The organism is Streptomyces daghestanicus, assembly GCF_020521275.1.
GTDB lineage: Bacteria > Actinomycetota > Actinomycetes > Streptomycetales > Streptomycetaceae > Streptomyces > Streptomyces griseoviridis.
Genome location: NZ_BNDX01000008.1, coordinates 1,037,664 through 1,053,239, shown reverse-complemented (window position 1 = coordinate 1,053,239; position 15,576 = coordinate 1,037,664). Strand labels below are relative to the sequence as shown.

Here is a 15,576-nt window from a genome sequence, read left to right as displayed (position 1 = left end):
GGATGGGGCAGGCGCCCGGGGCGCTCTCCGTCCGTCCTGCCGGGAGGACCCGACCCGCCGCCGCCCGGCGGACCGGCGCGGACCCCGTGAAGGCCCTGATCCACCGCCACCAGGAGCTGTGCCGAAGAGCCGTCGACCCCCTGGAGATCGCGGCGGGCCTGGAGGCCCACGGCATCACCGACCGGACCGCCAACCGTTTCCGTCACCGTGACGTCTTCACCCTCGCCGAGGAGATGTACGCCCGCGTCCCGCGCGACGGCACCCCCTCCGGTTCCGGACGGACCCCGGAGACCGAGAGCCCCACCACCCCCTCCGTCCGCCGGCCCGGCACCCGCTGGATCGTCCTCACCCTGCTCCCCGGTGCCCTCGGCGTCGCCACGGTGTCCGGCCTGCGGCTCACCCAAGGCCAGCCACGCCTGATCACGGCCGTCGTCGGCGTGCTCGCGGTCACCCTGGCCGTGCGCGCGCTGCTGCGCCGGGGGCGCCTCCCGGGCGCCGCGGACGACCACAGCTCCCTCTGGGTCCACTGGCTCATCGCCTACGCCCTGCTCGGCGACGGGCTCCTCGACGCGGCCCTCACCGGTGGCCCCGACGGCCCGCCCACCGGCGCCGCCGACGGTCCCTGGCCCGTCACCGTCGCTCCCGTGCTGGCCCTGACGCTGGCCTGCGCACCCGCGGCCTGGTGCGCCCGCTTCTTCACCGTACGCGCCCGCCGCAGGCTGGGGGCGAGCCGCGGACTGGAGGAGTTCGCCGCCTCCGTACGGCCGTTGCTGTGCGGCTCCTTCCTCTTGTTCCTGGCCGCGCTGGCGGCCCTCCTCGCCCTCACCGGCGCGGCCCTGGACCAATCCGCCGGTTACGCGTCGGCCCTCTCCCTCGGGGCCCTCCTGCTGCTGGCCCGCCTCCTCACCGGCCACGGCTACGCCTACGCCCCCTCCTTCGCCCTCACCACGGCGGCGACCGTCGAGGCCACCGCCCTGGCCGGCCTCTTCGCGAGCCGCCTGCCCGGCTGCGGCGTCCTGGCCACGCCCGTGGAGGCGCTCATCACCACGTGGGGCACCCAGAGCGTTCCGACCGTGGCCTGCGGCACCGGCGCCCTGGTCCTGCTGCTGCACGCGAACCGTCGCTTGACCCGAGCCTCGGCCCACGCCCACCCGGAGCCCCACCGATGAACCCCCCGCTCCCGGCCCCCACCGCCCACGGCCCGCCGCACCCACGCGCCTCCGCGCCCCTCACCGACCTTCCGGCGTGCCGCCCGTCCCGTAGCTGAGACCCGGCCACCGCCCTTCCGCCCGGCATCACCCCCTGAAGGAGAACCCGACATGACCACCTCCCGACCCGAAGCCTCGGCCCCGGGAGTCGTCCGATGAGAGTCCTGCTGATCGGAGCCAATGGCTACCTCGGCCGCTTCGTCGCCGACCGCCTGCTCGCCGACCCGGCCGTCCAGCTCACCGCGCTCGGCCGCGGCGACGACGCGGACGTCCGCTTCGACCTCGCCACCGGCAGCCCCGGCGCCCTCACCCGCTTCCTCGACGCCGTCCACCCCGGCGTCGTCATCAACTGCGCGGGCACCACCCGCGGCGGCGCCCGCGAACTCACCCGGCACAACACCGTCGCCGTCGCCACCGTCTGCGAGGCCCTGCGCCGCAGCGGCTGCGGGGCCCGCCTGGTGCAGATCGGGTGCAGCGCGGAGTACGGGCCCAGCCAGCCCGGTTCCTCCACGGCCGAGGACGCCGTCCCCCGGCCCGGCGGCCCCTACGGCGTCAGCAAACTCGCCGCCACCGAACTGGTCCTCGGCTCGGGCCTGGACGCCGTCGTGCTCCGCGTCTTCTCCCCGGCCGGCCCCGGCACCCCCGCCGGTTCCCCGCTGGGCCGCCTCGCCGAGGCCATGCGCCGCGCCATGCAGTCCGGCGACGGCGAACTGCGCCTCGGCGGCCTAGGCGCCCAACGGGACTTCGTGGACGTCCGCGACGTGGCGCGCGCCGTGCACGCCGCCTCCCTCTCCGCCGCGCAGGGCGTCATCAACATCGGCTCCGGCCGCGCCGTCCGCCTCCGGGACGCCGCCGCCACCCTCGCCCGGGTGGCCGGCTACGGCGGCGCCCTCCACGAACTCGACGGTCCGCCCGGCGCCCTGCGGCCCGTCATCGGCCATCCCCGGGCCGAGGCCATGACGCACCGGGCCGACTCGCTCGGCCACCGCGCCGAGTCCGCCGGTCACCGCGTGGACGGACTCAGCCCCCGGAGCGACACCGACCACCCGTCGCCCGCCGCCTACCCGTACCCGGACGGCTGCGGCAGCTGGCAGCAGGCCGATGTGCGCACCGCCCGCGACCGGCTCGGCTGGCGCCCGCGTATCAACCTCGAGGAGTCGCTGGCCGACATCTGGATGGAAGCCGCATGCCGCATCTGACCCGCGCCCGGAGGGGCACCGCGAGCACCGGCATCCGTACCGGCCTCGGCGTCCCCGGCCTGGCCCATCCCCTGGTCGCCTTGGCCGAGTGGGCCGAACTCACCCGGCCGGGCACCCCCCTGCACTGGGTCGTCCTGGACGTCGCCGACGGACCGGGCACCGCGCCCGACCGGCACTGCCTGGCCGCGGCCGGCCGGCTGCGCAACGCCGTGTCCGCGTCCTCGGCCGGCTCGACGCCGCGTACGGCACCCGCCTCGGGGGCGGAGGGGCCGGCGCGCTGCTCACCGAGGCCCGGCGGTATCTCGACTGGTACCGGGCCGACGGCTTCCTCCTGGACCACTGCCCCGCCGACCGGGAGGCCTTTCCCGCGGTCCGCGGCACGGTCGCCGCGCTGCGCGCGGCCGGTGACGGCGCCCACATCGTGCTGGGCCACGGCACCCACCCGTATCCCGGCTACGCCGAGAACGCCGACCGACTGGTCACCTTCCGCGGCCCCCGGAGCGACTACCGCGGGTCCCAGGTGGCGGAGTGGACCGTCGGCCACCCGCCCGAACGCTTCTGCCACCTCGTCCACGGCGTCCCCGCCCTGCACCTCGACGAGGCCCTGCGCATCGCCCGCTGGCAGGGCGCCGCGACGGTCTGGTTCACCGACCGCACGGACCACCGGGGCCGCGTCGAGCCGAGCCCCTGGGGGACGATGCCCGGCTACTGGGACACCATCGTCTCGCGCATCGGGACAGGTGTCTCGGAATGAAAAAGGCCGTGGCAGTGTTACGGGGGAACAACCCGTAATGACTGACCGACCAACGGAGTCCCCGTGTCGCTGCCACCCCTGGTAGAGCCAGCTTCTGAGCTCACCGTAGACGAGGTCCGCAGGTACTCCCGCCACCTGATCATTCCTGACGTCGGGATGGACGGGCAGAAGCGGCTGAAGAACGCCAAGGTGCTGTGTGTGGGCGCCGGCGGCCTGGGTTCGCCGGCGTTGATGTACCTCGCCGCCGCGGGTGTCGGCACCCTCGGCATCGTGGAGTTCGACGAGGTCGACGAGTCGAACCTGCAGCGCCAGATCATCCACAGCCAGTCCGACATCGGCCGCTCCAAGGCCGAGTCCGCGCGTGACACCGTCAAGGGCATCAACCCGTACACGAACGTCGTCCTTCACGAGGAGCGGCTCGAAGCCGACAACGTGATGGACATCTTCAGCCAGTACGACCTGATCGTCGACGGCACCGACAACTTCGCCACCCGCTACCTGGTCAACGACGCCTGTGTGCTGCTGAACAAGCCGTACATCTGGGGCTCGATCTACCGGTTCGACGGACAGGCCTCCGTTTTCTGGTCCGAGCACGGCCCCTGCTACCGCTGCCTCTACCCGGAGCCCCCGCCCCCCGGCATGGTCCCCTCCTGCGCCGAGGGCGGCGTCCTGGGCGTGCTGTGCGCGTCCATCGGCTCCATCCAGGTCAACGAGGCCATCAAGCTCCTCGCCGGCATCGGCGAGCCGCTGGTCGGCCGCCTGATGATCTACGACGCCCTGGAGATGCAGTACCGCCAGGTCAAGGTCCGCAAGGACCCCGACTGCGCGGTCTGCGGCGAGAACCCCACCGTCACCGAGCTGATCGACTACGAGGCCTTCTGCGGCGTCGTCTCCGAAGAGGCCCAGGCGGCGGCGGCCGACTCCACGATCACTCCCAAGCAGCTCAAGGAGTGGATCGACGAGGGCGAGAACATCGAGATCATCGACGTCCGCGAACAGAACGAGTACGAGATCGTCTCGATCCCGGGCGCGCGGCTGATCCCGAAGAACGAGTTCCTCATGGGTACGGCCCTGGAGAACCTCCCGCAGGACAAGAAGATCGTCTTGCACTGCAAGACGGGCGTCCGCAGTGCGGAAGTCCTCGCGGTCCTGAAGTCGGCCGGTTTCTCCGACGCCGTGCACGTCGGCGGCGGCGTGATCGGCTGGGTCAACCAGATCGAGCCGGAGAAGCCGGTCTACTGACGGCCGGTCCGCCGGTGGCCGGCACGCCAGGACGCGTCCGGCCAGGTCTCCCGAACGGCGGGGATCTCGCGCACCCCAGGTGCCCGGGGTCCCCGCCGTCGCGTACCGGCTCCCGGCGCCGGGCGTCAGGAGCAGACCTTGCCGTCCTCCGGCACGGTCCCCTCCAGGAGATAGGCGTCCACCGTGGAGTCGACACAGTCGCTCCCGCTCCCGTACGCGCCGTGTCCCTCGCCCTTCCAGGTGAGCATCACACCGACGTCCGGGCCCAGTTCGTCCGCCATCCTGCGGGCGCCCTCGTAGGGCGTCGCCGGGTCCCCGGTGTTGCCCACGACCAGCACCGGGGCCGCTCCGGCCGCGCTGACCTCCGGCGTCTCGTACTGCCCGGCCACCGGCCAGTCGTGACACCAGCCGGCGGTGTCCCAGCCGAGGAAGGAGCCGAACACGGGGGAGATCCGCTCGAACTCCGGGAGCAGCTCCTTCGCCTCCGCCGCCGTCGGCCGCTCCCTGTCGTCCAAGCACGATATGACCCGTTGGGAGTGGCTGCTCGTGCCGTAGCGTCCCGAGGCGTCCCGCTCGTTGTAGCCGTCGGCGAGGGCCAGCAGTTCCGAACCGTCGCCCTTCTCGGCCGCCGACAGCGCACTGGTCAGCGCCGGCCAGCTGGACTTGCCGTACAGCGGCAGCACGATCCCGGTGAGCGCCAGCGTCTGCGTCAGTTCCCTGCCTTCTGACGACGTGGGCAGCGGCTCGGTGTCGAGCCGGTCCAGCAGACCGGCGATCTCCCGAGAGCCCTGCTCGGGGTCCCGGCCGGTGGAGCGGAGGTAATCGTCCAGCGCCCGCTGGAAGCCCCTGGCCTGGTGCTCGGCGTGACCGATGGTGTCCGCGGTCGGGTCGACGACCGCGTCCAGGACCATGCGCCCCACGTTCTCCGGGAAGAGGTGGGCGTAGACGCCGCCGAGTTCGGTGCCGTAGGAGATGCCGAAGTAGTGCAGTTCGTCGTCGCCGAGGACCTGGCGCATCAGGTCCATGTCGCGGGCGGTGTCCGTGGTCGAGACATGGGTCATCAGCTTCGCGGCGGCCCGCTCGCAGCCCGCGCCGAAGTCGGCGGCGTCCTTCAGATACGCCTGCTCCTCGCCCGGGGTGTCGGGGGTGGCGTCCACCGCCGACTCGGCGGCCTGGATCTCCTCGTCGTCGCGGCAGCGGATGCCCTCGCTCGCGGCCACTCCCCGCGGGTCCCAGCTGACCAGGTCGTACCGCTCGTGCAGGGAGGACACCAGGGAGGCGTAGGAGGGCATCGTGGAGATGCCCGAGCCGCCGGGGCCGCCGAAGTTGAACAGCAGCGAGCCGGCCCGCTTCGCACCGGTGGCCTTGGCACGGATCAGGGCCAGCTCCATCCGCTCACCCTCGGGCTTCGCCCAGTCCACCGGCACTTCGAGGTCGGCGCACTGCCAGTCCCGGCCCGGCGCCGGAGCGTCGCCGGTCGCCTCGCAGCGGCCCCAGTCGAGCCGCTGGGACGTCAGCGATGCCGGCGACGCTCCGGTGGTCGCGGCACCGCCGTCCCCCGTTCCGTCCTCGCCACCGTCGGACGCACCCGTGCTGCATCCCGACAGCAGCAGTCCCGCCGCTGCCAGGGAAGCCGTCCACCCCGCGAACCTCGACCGCGCGCGCCGACCCGGGTGCGCCGTGTACCGCCCCATGTGCGTTCCCCCCTGACGGGCCGTCCGCGCCGTGCGGCGGATGGCTGTCATGCCATGGTAGGGCGAGCGCAACACACTCGTCGCGGCCTGTGGATAACCCTCTGACCTGCTGGTTTGCCCGTCTGTGGTGGTCCGTCGGGTCAGGTGCAGACCGTCCCGGCCTTCGGTGTCCGCCCGTTCAGAAGGTATCCGTCGACCGCGTTCCGCACGCAGGCGTTCTTGCTGTCGTAGGCACCATGGCCCTGCCCCTTGTAGGTCAGCTCCACACCGACGCCGGGGCCCAGGGCGTCCACCATCTTCCGCGCGCCCTCGTACGGCGTGGCCGGGTCACCGGTGTTGCCGACGACCAGGACCGGCGGGGCGCCCGGCGCGCCGACGTCGGGGTGGTCGGCGGCACCGGCCACCGCCCAGTCGGCGCAACCGACCATGGACCAGGCGAGATAGTCACCGAAGACGGGGGAGGCGGCGCGGAACTCGGGCAGCTTCTTCTGCACGTAGGCGGCGTCGTACCGGGACTTGTCGTCGGCGCAGTTGATGGAGATGTTGGCCGCGGTGATGTTGCTGTACTCGCCGTTCTCGCCGCGCCCGTTCAACGCGTCGGAGAGGGCCATGAGGATGCGGCCGTCACCCTCGTACGCCTGCGTCAACCCTTCGGTGAGGTACTCCCAGAGGTCCTGGGAGTACAGGGACTGGGCGATGCCGCTGGTCGCGGCGGTCTGGGTGAGCCGGCGCGGGGGGATGCCGGGGATCGGCTTCTCGTCGAGGTTCTTCAGCAGCCGGGCGATACGGTCCTTGACGTCCTGGGCGGTGTCGCCCACGGGGCAGTCCTCGGTCTGGGAGACGCAGTCCCGCGCGTAGTTGTCGAGGGCCCGCTGGAAACCCTTGGCCTGGCCGAGCGAGCCCTGTTCCGCGTTCTGCGTCGGGTCGACCACGGCGTCGAAGACGGCCCGGCCCACCTTCTTCGGGAAGAGGTGGGCGTAGACGCCGCCGAGTTCGGTGCCGTAGGAGATGCCGAAGTAGTGCAGCTTGTCGTCGCCGAGGACCTGGCGCATCAGGTCCATGTCGCGGGCCGCGTCCGTGGTGGCGACGTTCGGCAGCATCTTCTCGGAGTGCTGCTCGCAGGCCGCGTTGAACTTCTCGGTGTTGTCCATCAGCTCGGTGCGTTCCGACGCGTCGTCGGGAGTGGCGTCCTGCTGGAAGTAGCTGTCGAGCTGCCGGTCGTCCAGGCATTCCACGGGCGCGCTGCGGCCCACCCCGCGCGGGTCGAAACTGACCAGGTCGTAGCGGGTGCGCAGCTTCGCGTAGTCCTCCCCGAAGGCGGGCAGCGTGGTGACGCCCGAGCCGCCCGGACCGCCGAAGTTGAAGATCAGTGAGCCGATCCGTCGGTCGGCGGCGCCGCTCGCCCTGGCCCGGATCAACGCGATGCCGATCGTGGCACCGTCCGGGTCGTCCCAGTCGAGCGGGGCCTTCATCGTGGCGCACTGCCAAGTGCCGCCGTCCGGCAGCGGAGAGGGCGCGCTGCCCCCGCCCTGGGCCGGGGAGGGGGCCGGACAGTCCTGCCAGGAGAGCTTCTGCCGGGTGAGGTCACCGTCGTCCGCGGCGGTGCCGCTGTCACCGCCGCAGCCTGCCAGCAGGGAGGACAGCAGGAGGACGGAGGCGGCGGGGGCGGCGGCGCGCAGCCGGGCGGGATTCGGCATGCCCCCATCGTGCGACCCGGCCGGTCAGGGCGCTCGGGGCGCGGGCCGTACGAGGTACGGACCGATACGGACCGTACGAGGTGAGGTGCGGACCGATACGGACCGTACGAGGTTGAGGTGCGGACTGATACGGACCGTAGAGGGTTGAGGTGCGGACTGATACGGACCGTACGAGGGGCGGACCGTGTGGAAGTGCTGGCTCTATGAGGTACGGGCCGTATGAGGTGCGGGCTACGAGGCGAGGTACGGGCCGTGCGCAGTACCGGCTACGCGCGTACGAGGCGCGAGGCGGCGCGCGCACCGGGAGCAGTGCGCCTGCACCCGGCGTGCAGACCGGGAGCAGTGCGCCTCCACGCGGCGTACGGGGCGCGCTACAACGCCTGTTTCCTCGTCAGGTGGTTGAAGGCCAGCCAGCCCGGCAGGACCGGCAGCCACAGGGTCAGGAGGCGGAAGAGGAGCACCGCCGGGGCGGCGACCTCCTTGGGCAGGCCCACGGCGATCAGGCCGAGCGTCAGCGTCGCCTCCACCGCGCCCACACCGCCGGGGGTGGGCGCGGCGGACCCCAGCGCGTTGCCCGCGAGGAAGACGACGGCGACGCTGGCGATGCTGATGGACGTCGACTCGTCGCCGAACGCGCGGATCGAGGCGTCCAGACACATCACGAAGCACGCGGTGAGCAGCAGCATGCCGCCGATACCGGTGACCAGCTTCTGCGGGCGCTGGAGCACGTCCAGCATGCGCGGCACGACACCCGCGAAAAGCGAGCGTACGCGCGTGACGACGAATTTCCGCAGGAAGGGCACCGAGGTGACGACGAGCACCAGGACCGCCACCGTCAGCAGACCCGCGATGACCGTCCGGGACGGTGACAGCGACGGGGTCTTCTCGGTGCCGGTCAGATAGCCGAAGGACAGCAGCATCAGGATGTGGCAGCCGAGTCCGAACAGCTGTGACGCGCCGACGCTCGCCACCGCGAGCCCGGGGCGTACGCCGGCGCGCTGCAGGAAGCGTGTGTTCAGCGCGACACCGCCGACCGCCGCCGGCGCGATGATCTTCACGAAGGAACCGGCGACCTGCGCGGCCACGGTCCGCGGGAACGGCACCCGTTCCGGCACGAACCCCAGCAGCGCCATCGCGGCCGCCACATAGCTCACCGCCGAGAACAGCACGGCCGCGGCGACCCAGCCCCACTCCGCGTTGGCGATCAGCGGGCCGAACTCGATGTGGGTGAGCTGGGTGAGCAGGAAGTACGCGCCGATCGCACCGGCGATGAAGCTGATCAGGGTGCGCGGCCGGATGCGTTCCAGCCGGGCCGGTTCGACGGGTGCCTGCGGCCTGATCCGCAGCACCTGGTGGCGGATCTGGGTGAGCAGGTCCTCCTCGCGCGCCTCCTCCATGGCCTCGTCCAGGGCCCGTTTCTCGGCCCGCTGCTCCGCGCGCTCGGCCTTCTTGTCCGGTCTCCCGGATTTCTCGGCCGGGACGGGCAGGCCGACGGTGGCACCCGCGCCCTCGTGGTCCGCCGCGGCCTCCACGCGGGCCTGCTTGGCCTGCCGGGACGCCTCCAGGACGGCCTCGCGCTCCCGCTGGGACCGCTCCCGGGCCAGTCTGCGCAGCGTCGCGCGCGTGGAGCGGCTCAGCGCGATCGGCTGGAGCATCGGCAGACAGTCGGCCACCGCGTCCGGGCCGAGGACGCTCACCGCGGAGGACACCGACCGCTCGGCCCCGACCCGCAGCCCGAGCGTCACCAGCAACTGGGAGATGTCCATCCGCAGCAGCAGGTCGCCCGCGGCGATCTCGCCGGTGCGCAGGTCCGTGATGCTCACGGTGCCGGAACGATCCACCAGGATCGCGTCTCCGACCAGCCTGCGGTGCGCGATGCGCCGCGACTGGAGGGCCCGTACCTGCTCCCAGGTGTCGCGCAGCAGGTCGTCGGTGATCTCCTCGTCCGCCAGCGAGTCGAGGGAACGGCCACCGGTGTGCTCGTAGACGAGCATCACCGCGTCGGGGCCCAGTTCCGAGGTGGCGATCAGTTTCGGGGCGTTGGCGCCGGCCGCGATGGCCGCGTAGGCGAGCAGTGCCTCCTGCTCCAGTGCCTGGCGCAGTGACTGGAGGCTGCTGCGGGTGGCGAAGCCGCGCAGGGTGAGATTGCGCCACGCGCGGTAGAAGAAGCCCTGCGCCTGCTGCTCGCGGTCGACGACCGTGACGTCCAGCGGCGGGCCGTCCTCCAGGGTGACGAAGTAGCGCCGGCCGCGGTCGCCGGTCTCCAGGGTGTCCGCCGGCGCCTCCTCGCGGGAGGCGGTCACCGGGCGGAAGCCGACCGTCTTCAGGCCCGCCATGAGGGTGCGTCCGGTGGGCCGGACGTTGGGCGAGCCGACCGCGTACAGCGTTCCGTAGGCGACGGTCCAGCCGATCAGCACGGTCAGGATGATCGAGAACGGGGTCGTGTAGCCGGTGACGAGCATCGAGAACGCGTCGAGGAGCAGCACGATCCACAGCACCGCGCGCCACCGCGGTCTGCGGGACATGCCGACGGCCGTCATGTACGCGATGACCGGCGCCAGGTAGCCGTGCACCGGATCGGTGAGGGCGTGGATGTCGCCCGGCGAGGGCTGGGTCAGCGCCTCCTGGATCGACCCGGGCGCGGCTTTCGCGACCCACAGGTCCGTGGCGAGTGTCACTCCATGGGCGAGTACGGCGGCCAGCACGCCGTCGGCGATCCGCAGCCCGTCCCGTTTGATCAGCCGCTCGATCGCGAAGGCGACCGGGACCAGCAGGATGGCGATGCTGGAGGCCAGGCCCGCGATCTTGATCAGGAGGTCGGGTGCCTGGCCGGTGCCCTTGTTGATGTCCTGTTCGAGGCCCGAGGTGGTGCCGTGGGCGAACGCGGCGACGGCGAGCAGCACGCCGATGGCGAGCACGCCCACCAGGAGCCGCATCAGGTCGGAAGGGCGGTGCACGCGCGCGGGGAGGAGCGGTTCGTCGCCCTCCACCTCGTCGATGTGCGCGGTGTCCGCGAGGTCGGCGTCCTGCGCGGTGCTTCCGGTGCTCCCCTTGCTGCCGCCGACGGCGCCGGGGCGCGACGAAGCGTCAGAGGTGCCCTGCGTGTCGCCGGGCCGCACACCCTGCTGCTTCATCGTCTCTTCTTGCTCCCGTATCACTGGTCACCGCCCGCACGATGGTGGCATGCCGCACCGACACACGGGGGCATCAGGGTGGATCAGGGGGTGGATCAGGGCGGACCCGCGGGCCGCACAGTCTGCCCGAAGCGCATCCTCCGGGCGAGGGACGCGGACCGGTCGCGTGAGCGCGCCACGGTGTCGGTGGGGTGCGGCACTATGGGTCGGATGAGCGAGGAAAGTCTTCCGGACGGTGTCCGTTCCGGGCCCCCGGACGCGCTGCCCGAGTACGCCGAGCGGGTCCTCGAGGTCACGGAACTGATCCCGCCAGGACGCGTCATGACCTACGGGGACGTCGCCGAATGGCTGGAGGAGGGCGGCCCTCGGCAGGTCGGCCGCGTGATGTCCCTCTATGGGGTGGGCGTTCCCTGGTGGCGCGTGGTCCGTGCCGACGGCGCCTTGCTCCCTGGGCACGAACTGGAGGCGCTCGACCGGTACCGGGAGGAGGGGACGCCCCTGAAGGAGGCGGGCCGGGCCGCGGAAGGCCACCTGCCGCGCATCGACATGAGACGGGCGCGGTGGGACGGCGGCGAGCACGCGCAGGGTCACACCTGACAGCTTCCGCCATCCGGCGCCTCGATGAGTGACCGGTGATCCGTACGAGGGAATCGGGGCGGATCGGGCACGTCCGTGACATGACGTACGTTCGAGGGGCGCGTGACCCATGCGCCGCGGGCGGCGGGAGGAGAGAAGCGGAAGTTCTGCTTCCGGTCTTTCCGGCGGCGTAGCGTCGGCCGCGCGCATCCCGTTCACCCCGCGCCCACCGTTCCTCTGCCGTCCACCGTTCCCGTCCCGTCCGCTGTTCCCGCCCCGCCCACCGACCGTCCCCCGTCCCGACCCACTACGCGTCCACCGTCCGTCCCGCGCGGCGGTCGTCCCACCAGCACACCCACCAGGACCGGCGAACCACGTGAGCTCCTCTTCCTCCATCAGCCGCCCGGCGCACACCCAGGTGCGCCAGGCGGACCGTGGCGCTTACCGACTGGTTCGTACGCCGCCCTCGCGCGTGACGCCCCCTCTTCTGGACGCCGCCCAACGCACCGTGGTTGACCACGGCACCGGCCCGCTGCTCGTGCTCGCCGGTCCGGGCACCGGCAAGACGACCACGCTCGTGGAGTCCGTCGCGGCCCGGATCGCCGCCGGCACCGACCCCGAACGCATCCTCGTGCTGACCTTCAGCCGGAAGGCCGCCGTCGAACTGCGCGACCGCATGGCACGGCGCACCGGCGCGGCGCGCGCCCCGCGCGCGACCACGTTCCACTCCTTCAGCTACGCCCTCGTCCGCGCCCACCAGGACAGCGACGTGTTCGCCGAGCCGCTGCGGCTGCTCTCCGGCCCGGAGCAGGACGTGGCCGTACGCGAGCTGCTCGCCGGCCAGGCCGACCTCGAACGGCTCGGACTGGCCCACGTGCGCTGGCCCGACGAACTGCGTGCCTGCCTGACCACCCGGGGCTTCGCCGACGAGGTCCGCGCGGTGCTCGCCCGCAGCCGCGAACTGGGCCTCGGCCCGGACGCCCTGGCCGACTTCGCCCGGCGCATCGGCCGCCCCGACTGGCGGGCCGCCGCCGTCTTCCTCGCCGAGTACCTCGACGTGCTCGACCTCCAGGGCGTGCTCGACTACGCGGAACTCGTCCACCGCGCGGTGCTCCTCGCCCAGCGCCCCGAGGCCGCCGAACGCCTCGCCGGCCAGTACGACGCCGTGTACGTCGACGAGTACCAGGACACCGACCCGGCCCAGGTACGGCTGCTGCACGCCCTCGCGGGCGGTGGCCGCACCCTGGTCGCCTTCGGTGACCCCGACCAGTCGATCTACGCGTTCCGGGGCGCGGACGTCGGCGGCATCCTGGAGTTCCCGCACGCCTTCCCGCGCGTGGACGGCCGTCCGGCACCCGTACGAGTGCTGCGCGCCGCCCGCCGCTCCGGTGCGACCCTGCTGGCCGCCACCCGGCTGCTGACCCGGCGCATGCCGCTGCCCCGGCTCCCCGCCGAGCAGGTGCGCGCCCACCGGGAACCGCAGCCGGTACGGGACGGCGGGCACGTCGAGGTGTACACGTACCCGACGGCCGGCACGGAGCTGGACAACGTCGCCGACATCCTGCGCCGGGCACACCTGGAGGACGGCGTCCCCTGGAGCGAGATGGCCGTCCTGGTGCGCGCCGGCGCCCGCACCCTCCCGGCGGTGCGCCGCGCTCTCACCTCGGCCGGTGTCCCGGTCGACGTGGACGGCGACGACCTGCCCCTGCGCCACGAGCCGGCGGTCGCGCCACTGCTGACGGCCCTGCGCGCGGTGGCGACGGCGGAGGCGGCGCAACCGGTGGGCGTGGTGGAAGCGGAACCTGACGACCCGCGACCGGCCGATACGGGACCGAGCGATGAGGGACCTGACGACCCGCGACCGACCGATACGGGACCGAGCGATGAGGGACCGGCCGGCCCGCGACCGGCCGATACGGGACCGAGCGATGCGGGACCGACGGATACGGAGCCGACTACTACGGAACCGGCCGATACGCGACCGGGCGTCCCGGAGGCCGAAGGCTCGGAACCCGGGAATCCAGAACCGGCGGACCCTCCCGCCGACCCCGCCGACCCCGCCGACCCCGCCGACCCCGCCGTCTCTGCAAATTCCGCCGACATCACCCCGTGCTGGCTCGACACGGAGACCGCCCTCACCCTGCTCACCTCCCCCCTCGCCGGCATGGACGCCGCCGACCTGCGCCGGCTCGGCCGGGCCCTCCGTGAGGAGGAGCGGGCCGCGGGCAACGCGCTGCCGCCCCCCTCGGACCAGCTGCTCGCGCGGGCGCTGGCCGAGCCGGAACGGCTGGCCGTCCACGACCCGGCGTACGCGCGGGGCGCACAGCGCCTGGGCGCGCTGCTCCGTACCGCCCGGGAGCGCCTGGCGAAGGGCGGTACGGCCGAGGAAGCGCTGTGGGAGCTGTGGGCGGGCACCCCGTGGCCCGGACGCCTGGCGCGGGCCGCCTGGCGCGGCGGTGCCGCCGGCCGCAACGCCGACCGGGACCTGGACGCCGTATGCGCCCTGTTCGCGACCGCCGCGCGCGCCGAGGAGCGCACCGGTGGCCGGGGCGCCCTGAACTTCCTGGAGGAGATCGAGGCCGAGGACATCGCCGCCGACACCCTCACGCGGCGTGCCGTGCGCCCCGAGGCCGTACGCCTGATGACCGCGCACCGCGCCAAGGGCCTGGAGTGGCGGCTGGTCGTCGTGGCCGGCGTCCAGGAGGGACTCTGGCCAGACCTGCGCCGCCGCGGCTCCCTGCTGGAGGCCGACCGGATCGGCCGGGACGGACTCGCCGAGCCCCTCAGCCCCGGCGCCCTGCTCGCCGAGGAGCGCCGCCTGTTCTACGTGGCCGCCACGCGCGCGCGGGAGCGTCTCGTCGTCACGGCCGTCAGGGCACCGGCGGACGACGGCGACCAGCCCTCCCGGTTCCTGACCGAGCTGGGCGTCGAGCCCAAGGACGTCACCGGGCGCCCGCGCCGCCCCCTGTCGGTCGCCGCCCTGGTCGCCGAGCTGCGCGCCACGACCGTGGACCCGCGCGTCTCGGACGCCCTGCGCGAGGCCGCAGCCCAGCGGCTGGCCCGGCTCGCCGCCCTCAGCGACGAAGACGGCCGGCCCCTGGTGCCGGCCGCGCACCCCTACCGCTGGTGGGGCATGTTCGAACCCACCGAGTCCAAGGTGCCGCTGCGCGACCGTGATCAGCCCGTCGTGCTCTCCGGCAGCGCCCTCGACCAGCTCGCCAACACCTGCGCCCTCCAGTGGTTCCTCGGCCGCGAGGTGAAGGCCGACGCCCCCGCGACCGCCGCGCAGGGCTTCGGCAACGTGGTGCACGTCCTCGCCGACGAGGTCGCCTCCGGGCACACCCCCGCCGACCTCGACGTCCTCATGGAGCGGCTGGACTCGGTGTGGAACGCGCTCGCGTTCGACGCGCCGTGGAAGTCGGAGCAGGAGAAGGCCCACGCGCGCGTGGCGCTCGAACGCTTCCTGAAGTGGCACGTCATGGACCGCGCTGGACGGACGCCGGTGGCCAGCGAGCACGACTTCGACGTCACGCTCGCCGCGGGCGACTACGAGGTGCGCATCCGGGGCCAGATGGACCGCGTGGAGGCCGACACCGACGGCCGCGCCTACGTCGTCGACTTCAAGACCGGCAAACAGGCCCCCAGCTCCGCCGAGGTGGCCCGGCACCCGCAGCTCGCCGTCTACCAGCTCGCCGTCCGCGAGGGCGCCGTCGACGAGGCGTTCGACGGCGTACGCCCCGAGCCGGGCGGTGCCGAGCTGGTCCAGCTGCGCCAGGGCGCCGCCCAGCGGGACGGCGGCGAGACCCTGCCGAAGGTGCAGGCGCAGGAGCCGGTCGCCGGCGCCGGGGGCGAGTGGGTCGGGGAGCTGCTGGCCACGGCCGCGGGCAAGGTCCTCGACGAACGGTTCACGCCGACCGCGGGCCAGCACTGCGCGCACTGCGCCTTCCGGGCCTCGTGCAGCGCGCGGCCGGAGGGCCGCCACGTGGTCGAGTGACCCGCGTGACGCAACGCACCACCCGTGCCGACCTGCGCTTCTCCCGCCCCGGCAGATGATCCGGCCCCTGCTGTCAGT

General features: G+C 73.1%; 8 protein-coding genes and 1 pseudogene. 6 read left to right on the top strand and 3 right to left on the bottom strand.

Annotated features, from left to right (window positions below):
- Window positions 1-2 precede the first annotated feature (2 nt).
- From Sdagh_RS14065 to moeZ, 4 genes and pseudogenes are all read left to right on the top strand, one after another.
- On the top strand, window positions 3-1,169 hold the full coding sequence (locus Sdagh_RS14065) for a hypothetical protein (RefSeq protein WP_226535111.1): 1,167 nt from the start codon (window positions 3-5) through the stop codon (window positions 1,167-1,169).
- Between the two features lie 194 nt (window positions 1,170-1,363).
- Window positions 1,364-2,407: an SDR family oxidoreductase gene (locus Sdagh_RS14060; RefSeq protein WP_190077488.1), complete on the top strand. Its 1,044-nt coding sequence runs from the start codon at window positions 1,364-1,366 to the stop codon at window positions 2,405-2,407.
- Window positions 2,395-3,161, top strand: a pseudogene (locus tag Sdagh_RS14055) (spherulation-specific family 4 protein). The gene Sdagh_RS14060 and the pseudogene Sdagh_RS14055 overlap by 13 nt, the downstream one beginning before the upstream one ends.
- A 63-nt stretch (window positions 3,162-3,224) precedes the next feature.
- A complete protein-coding gene (moeZ, locus tag Sdagh_RS14050) occupies window positions 3,225-4,403 on the top strand; it encodes an adenylyltransferase/sulfurtransferase MoeZ (protein WP_189415228.1) in 1,179 nt (392 codons plus the stop codon).
- Between the two features lie 125 nt (window positions 4,404-4,528).
- Here the strand turns inward: moeZ and Sdagh_RS14045 are convergent, their stop codons facing one another.
- The 3 genes from Sdagh_RS14045 to Sdagh_RS14035 form a co-directional block, all read right to left on the bottom strand.
- Window positions 4,529-6,097 carry an alpha/beta hydrolase gene (locus Sdagh_RS14045; protein ID WP_190077487.1) on the bottom strand — a complete coding sequence of 523 codons (1,569 nt, stop codon included), beginning with the start codon at window positions 6,095-6,097 and terminating at the stop codon, window positions 4,529-4,531.
- A gap of 140 nt (window positions 6,098-6,237) precedes the next feature.
- Window positions 6,238-7,794: an alpha/beta hydrolase gene (locus tag Sdagh_RS14040; protein ID WP_190077486.1), complete on the bottom strand. Its 1,557-nt coding sequence runs from the start codon at window positions 7,792-7,794 to the stop codon at window positions 6,238-6,240.
- 371 nt (window positions 7,795-8,165) lie between these two features.
- A complete protein-coding gene (locus Sdagh_RS14035) occupies window positions 8,166-10,928 on the bottom strand; it encodes a lysylphosphatidylglycerol synthase domain-containing protein (RefSeq protein ID WP_189415222.1) in 2,763 nt (920 codons plus the stop codon).
- Between the two features lie 210 nt (window positions 10,929-11,138).
- Between Sdagh_RS14035 and Sdagh_RS14030 the strand changes: the two genes are divergently transcribed.
- Complete coding sequence (locus Sdagh_RS14030) at window positions 11,139-11,525, top strand: MGMT family protein (protein WP_306887430.1); 387 nt, start codon at window positions 11,139-11,141, stop codon at window positions 11,523-11,525.
- A gap of 355 nt (window positions 11,526-11,880) precedes the next feature.
- Complete coding sequence (locus tag Sdagh_RS14025) at window positions 11,881-15,498, top strand: ATP-dependent helicase (RefSeq protein WP_190077485.1); 3,618 nt, start codon at window positions 11,881-11,883, stop codon at window positions 15,496-15,498.
- The last annotated feature ends 78 nt before the right edge of the window (window positions 15,499-15,576 follow it).

Bases quoted from the DNA above. Each gene is read 5' to 3' on its own strand.
- Sdagh_RS14040 (WP_190077486.1), bottom strand. From the start codon at position 7,794: ATGCCGAATCCCGCCCGGCTGCGCGCCGCCGCCCCCGCCGCCTCCGTC.
- Sdagh_RS14030 (WP_306887430.1), top strand. From the start codon at position 11,139: ATGAGCGAGGAAAGTCTTCCGGACGGTGTCCGTTCCGGGCCCCCGGAC.
- Sdagh_RS14045 (WP_190077487.1), bottom strand. From the start codon at position 6,097: ATGGGGCGGTACACGGCGCACCCGGGTCGGCGCGCGCGGTCGAGGTTC.
- Sdagh_RS14035 (WP_189415222.1), bottom strand. From the start codon at position 10,928: ATGAAGCAGCAGGGTGTGCGGCCCGGCGACACGCAGGGCACCTCTGAC.
- Sdagh_RS14065 (WP_226535111.1), top strand. From the start codon at position 3: ATGGGGCAGGCGCCCGGGGCGCTCTCCGTCCGTCCTGCCGGGAGGACC.
- Sdagh_RS14060 (WP_190077488.1), top strand. From the start codon at position 1,364: ATGAGAGTCCTGCTGATCGGAGCCAATGGCTACCTCGGCCGCTTCGTC.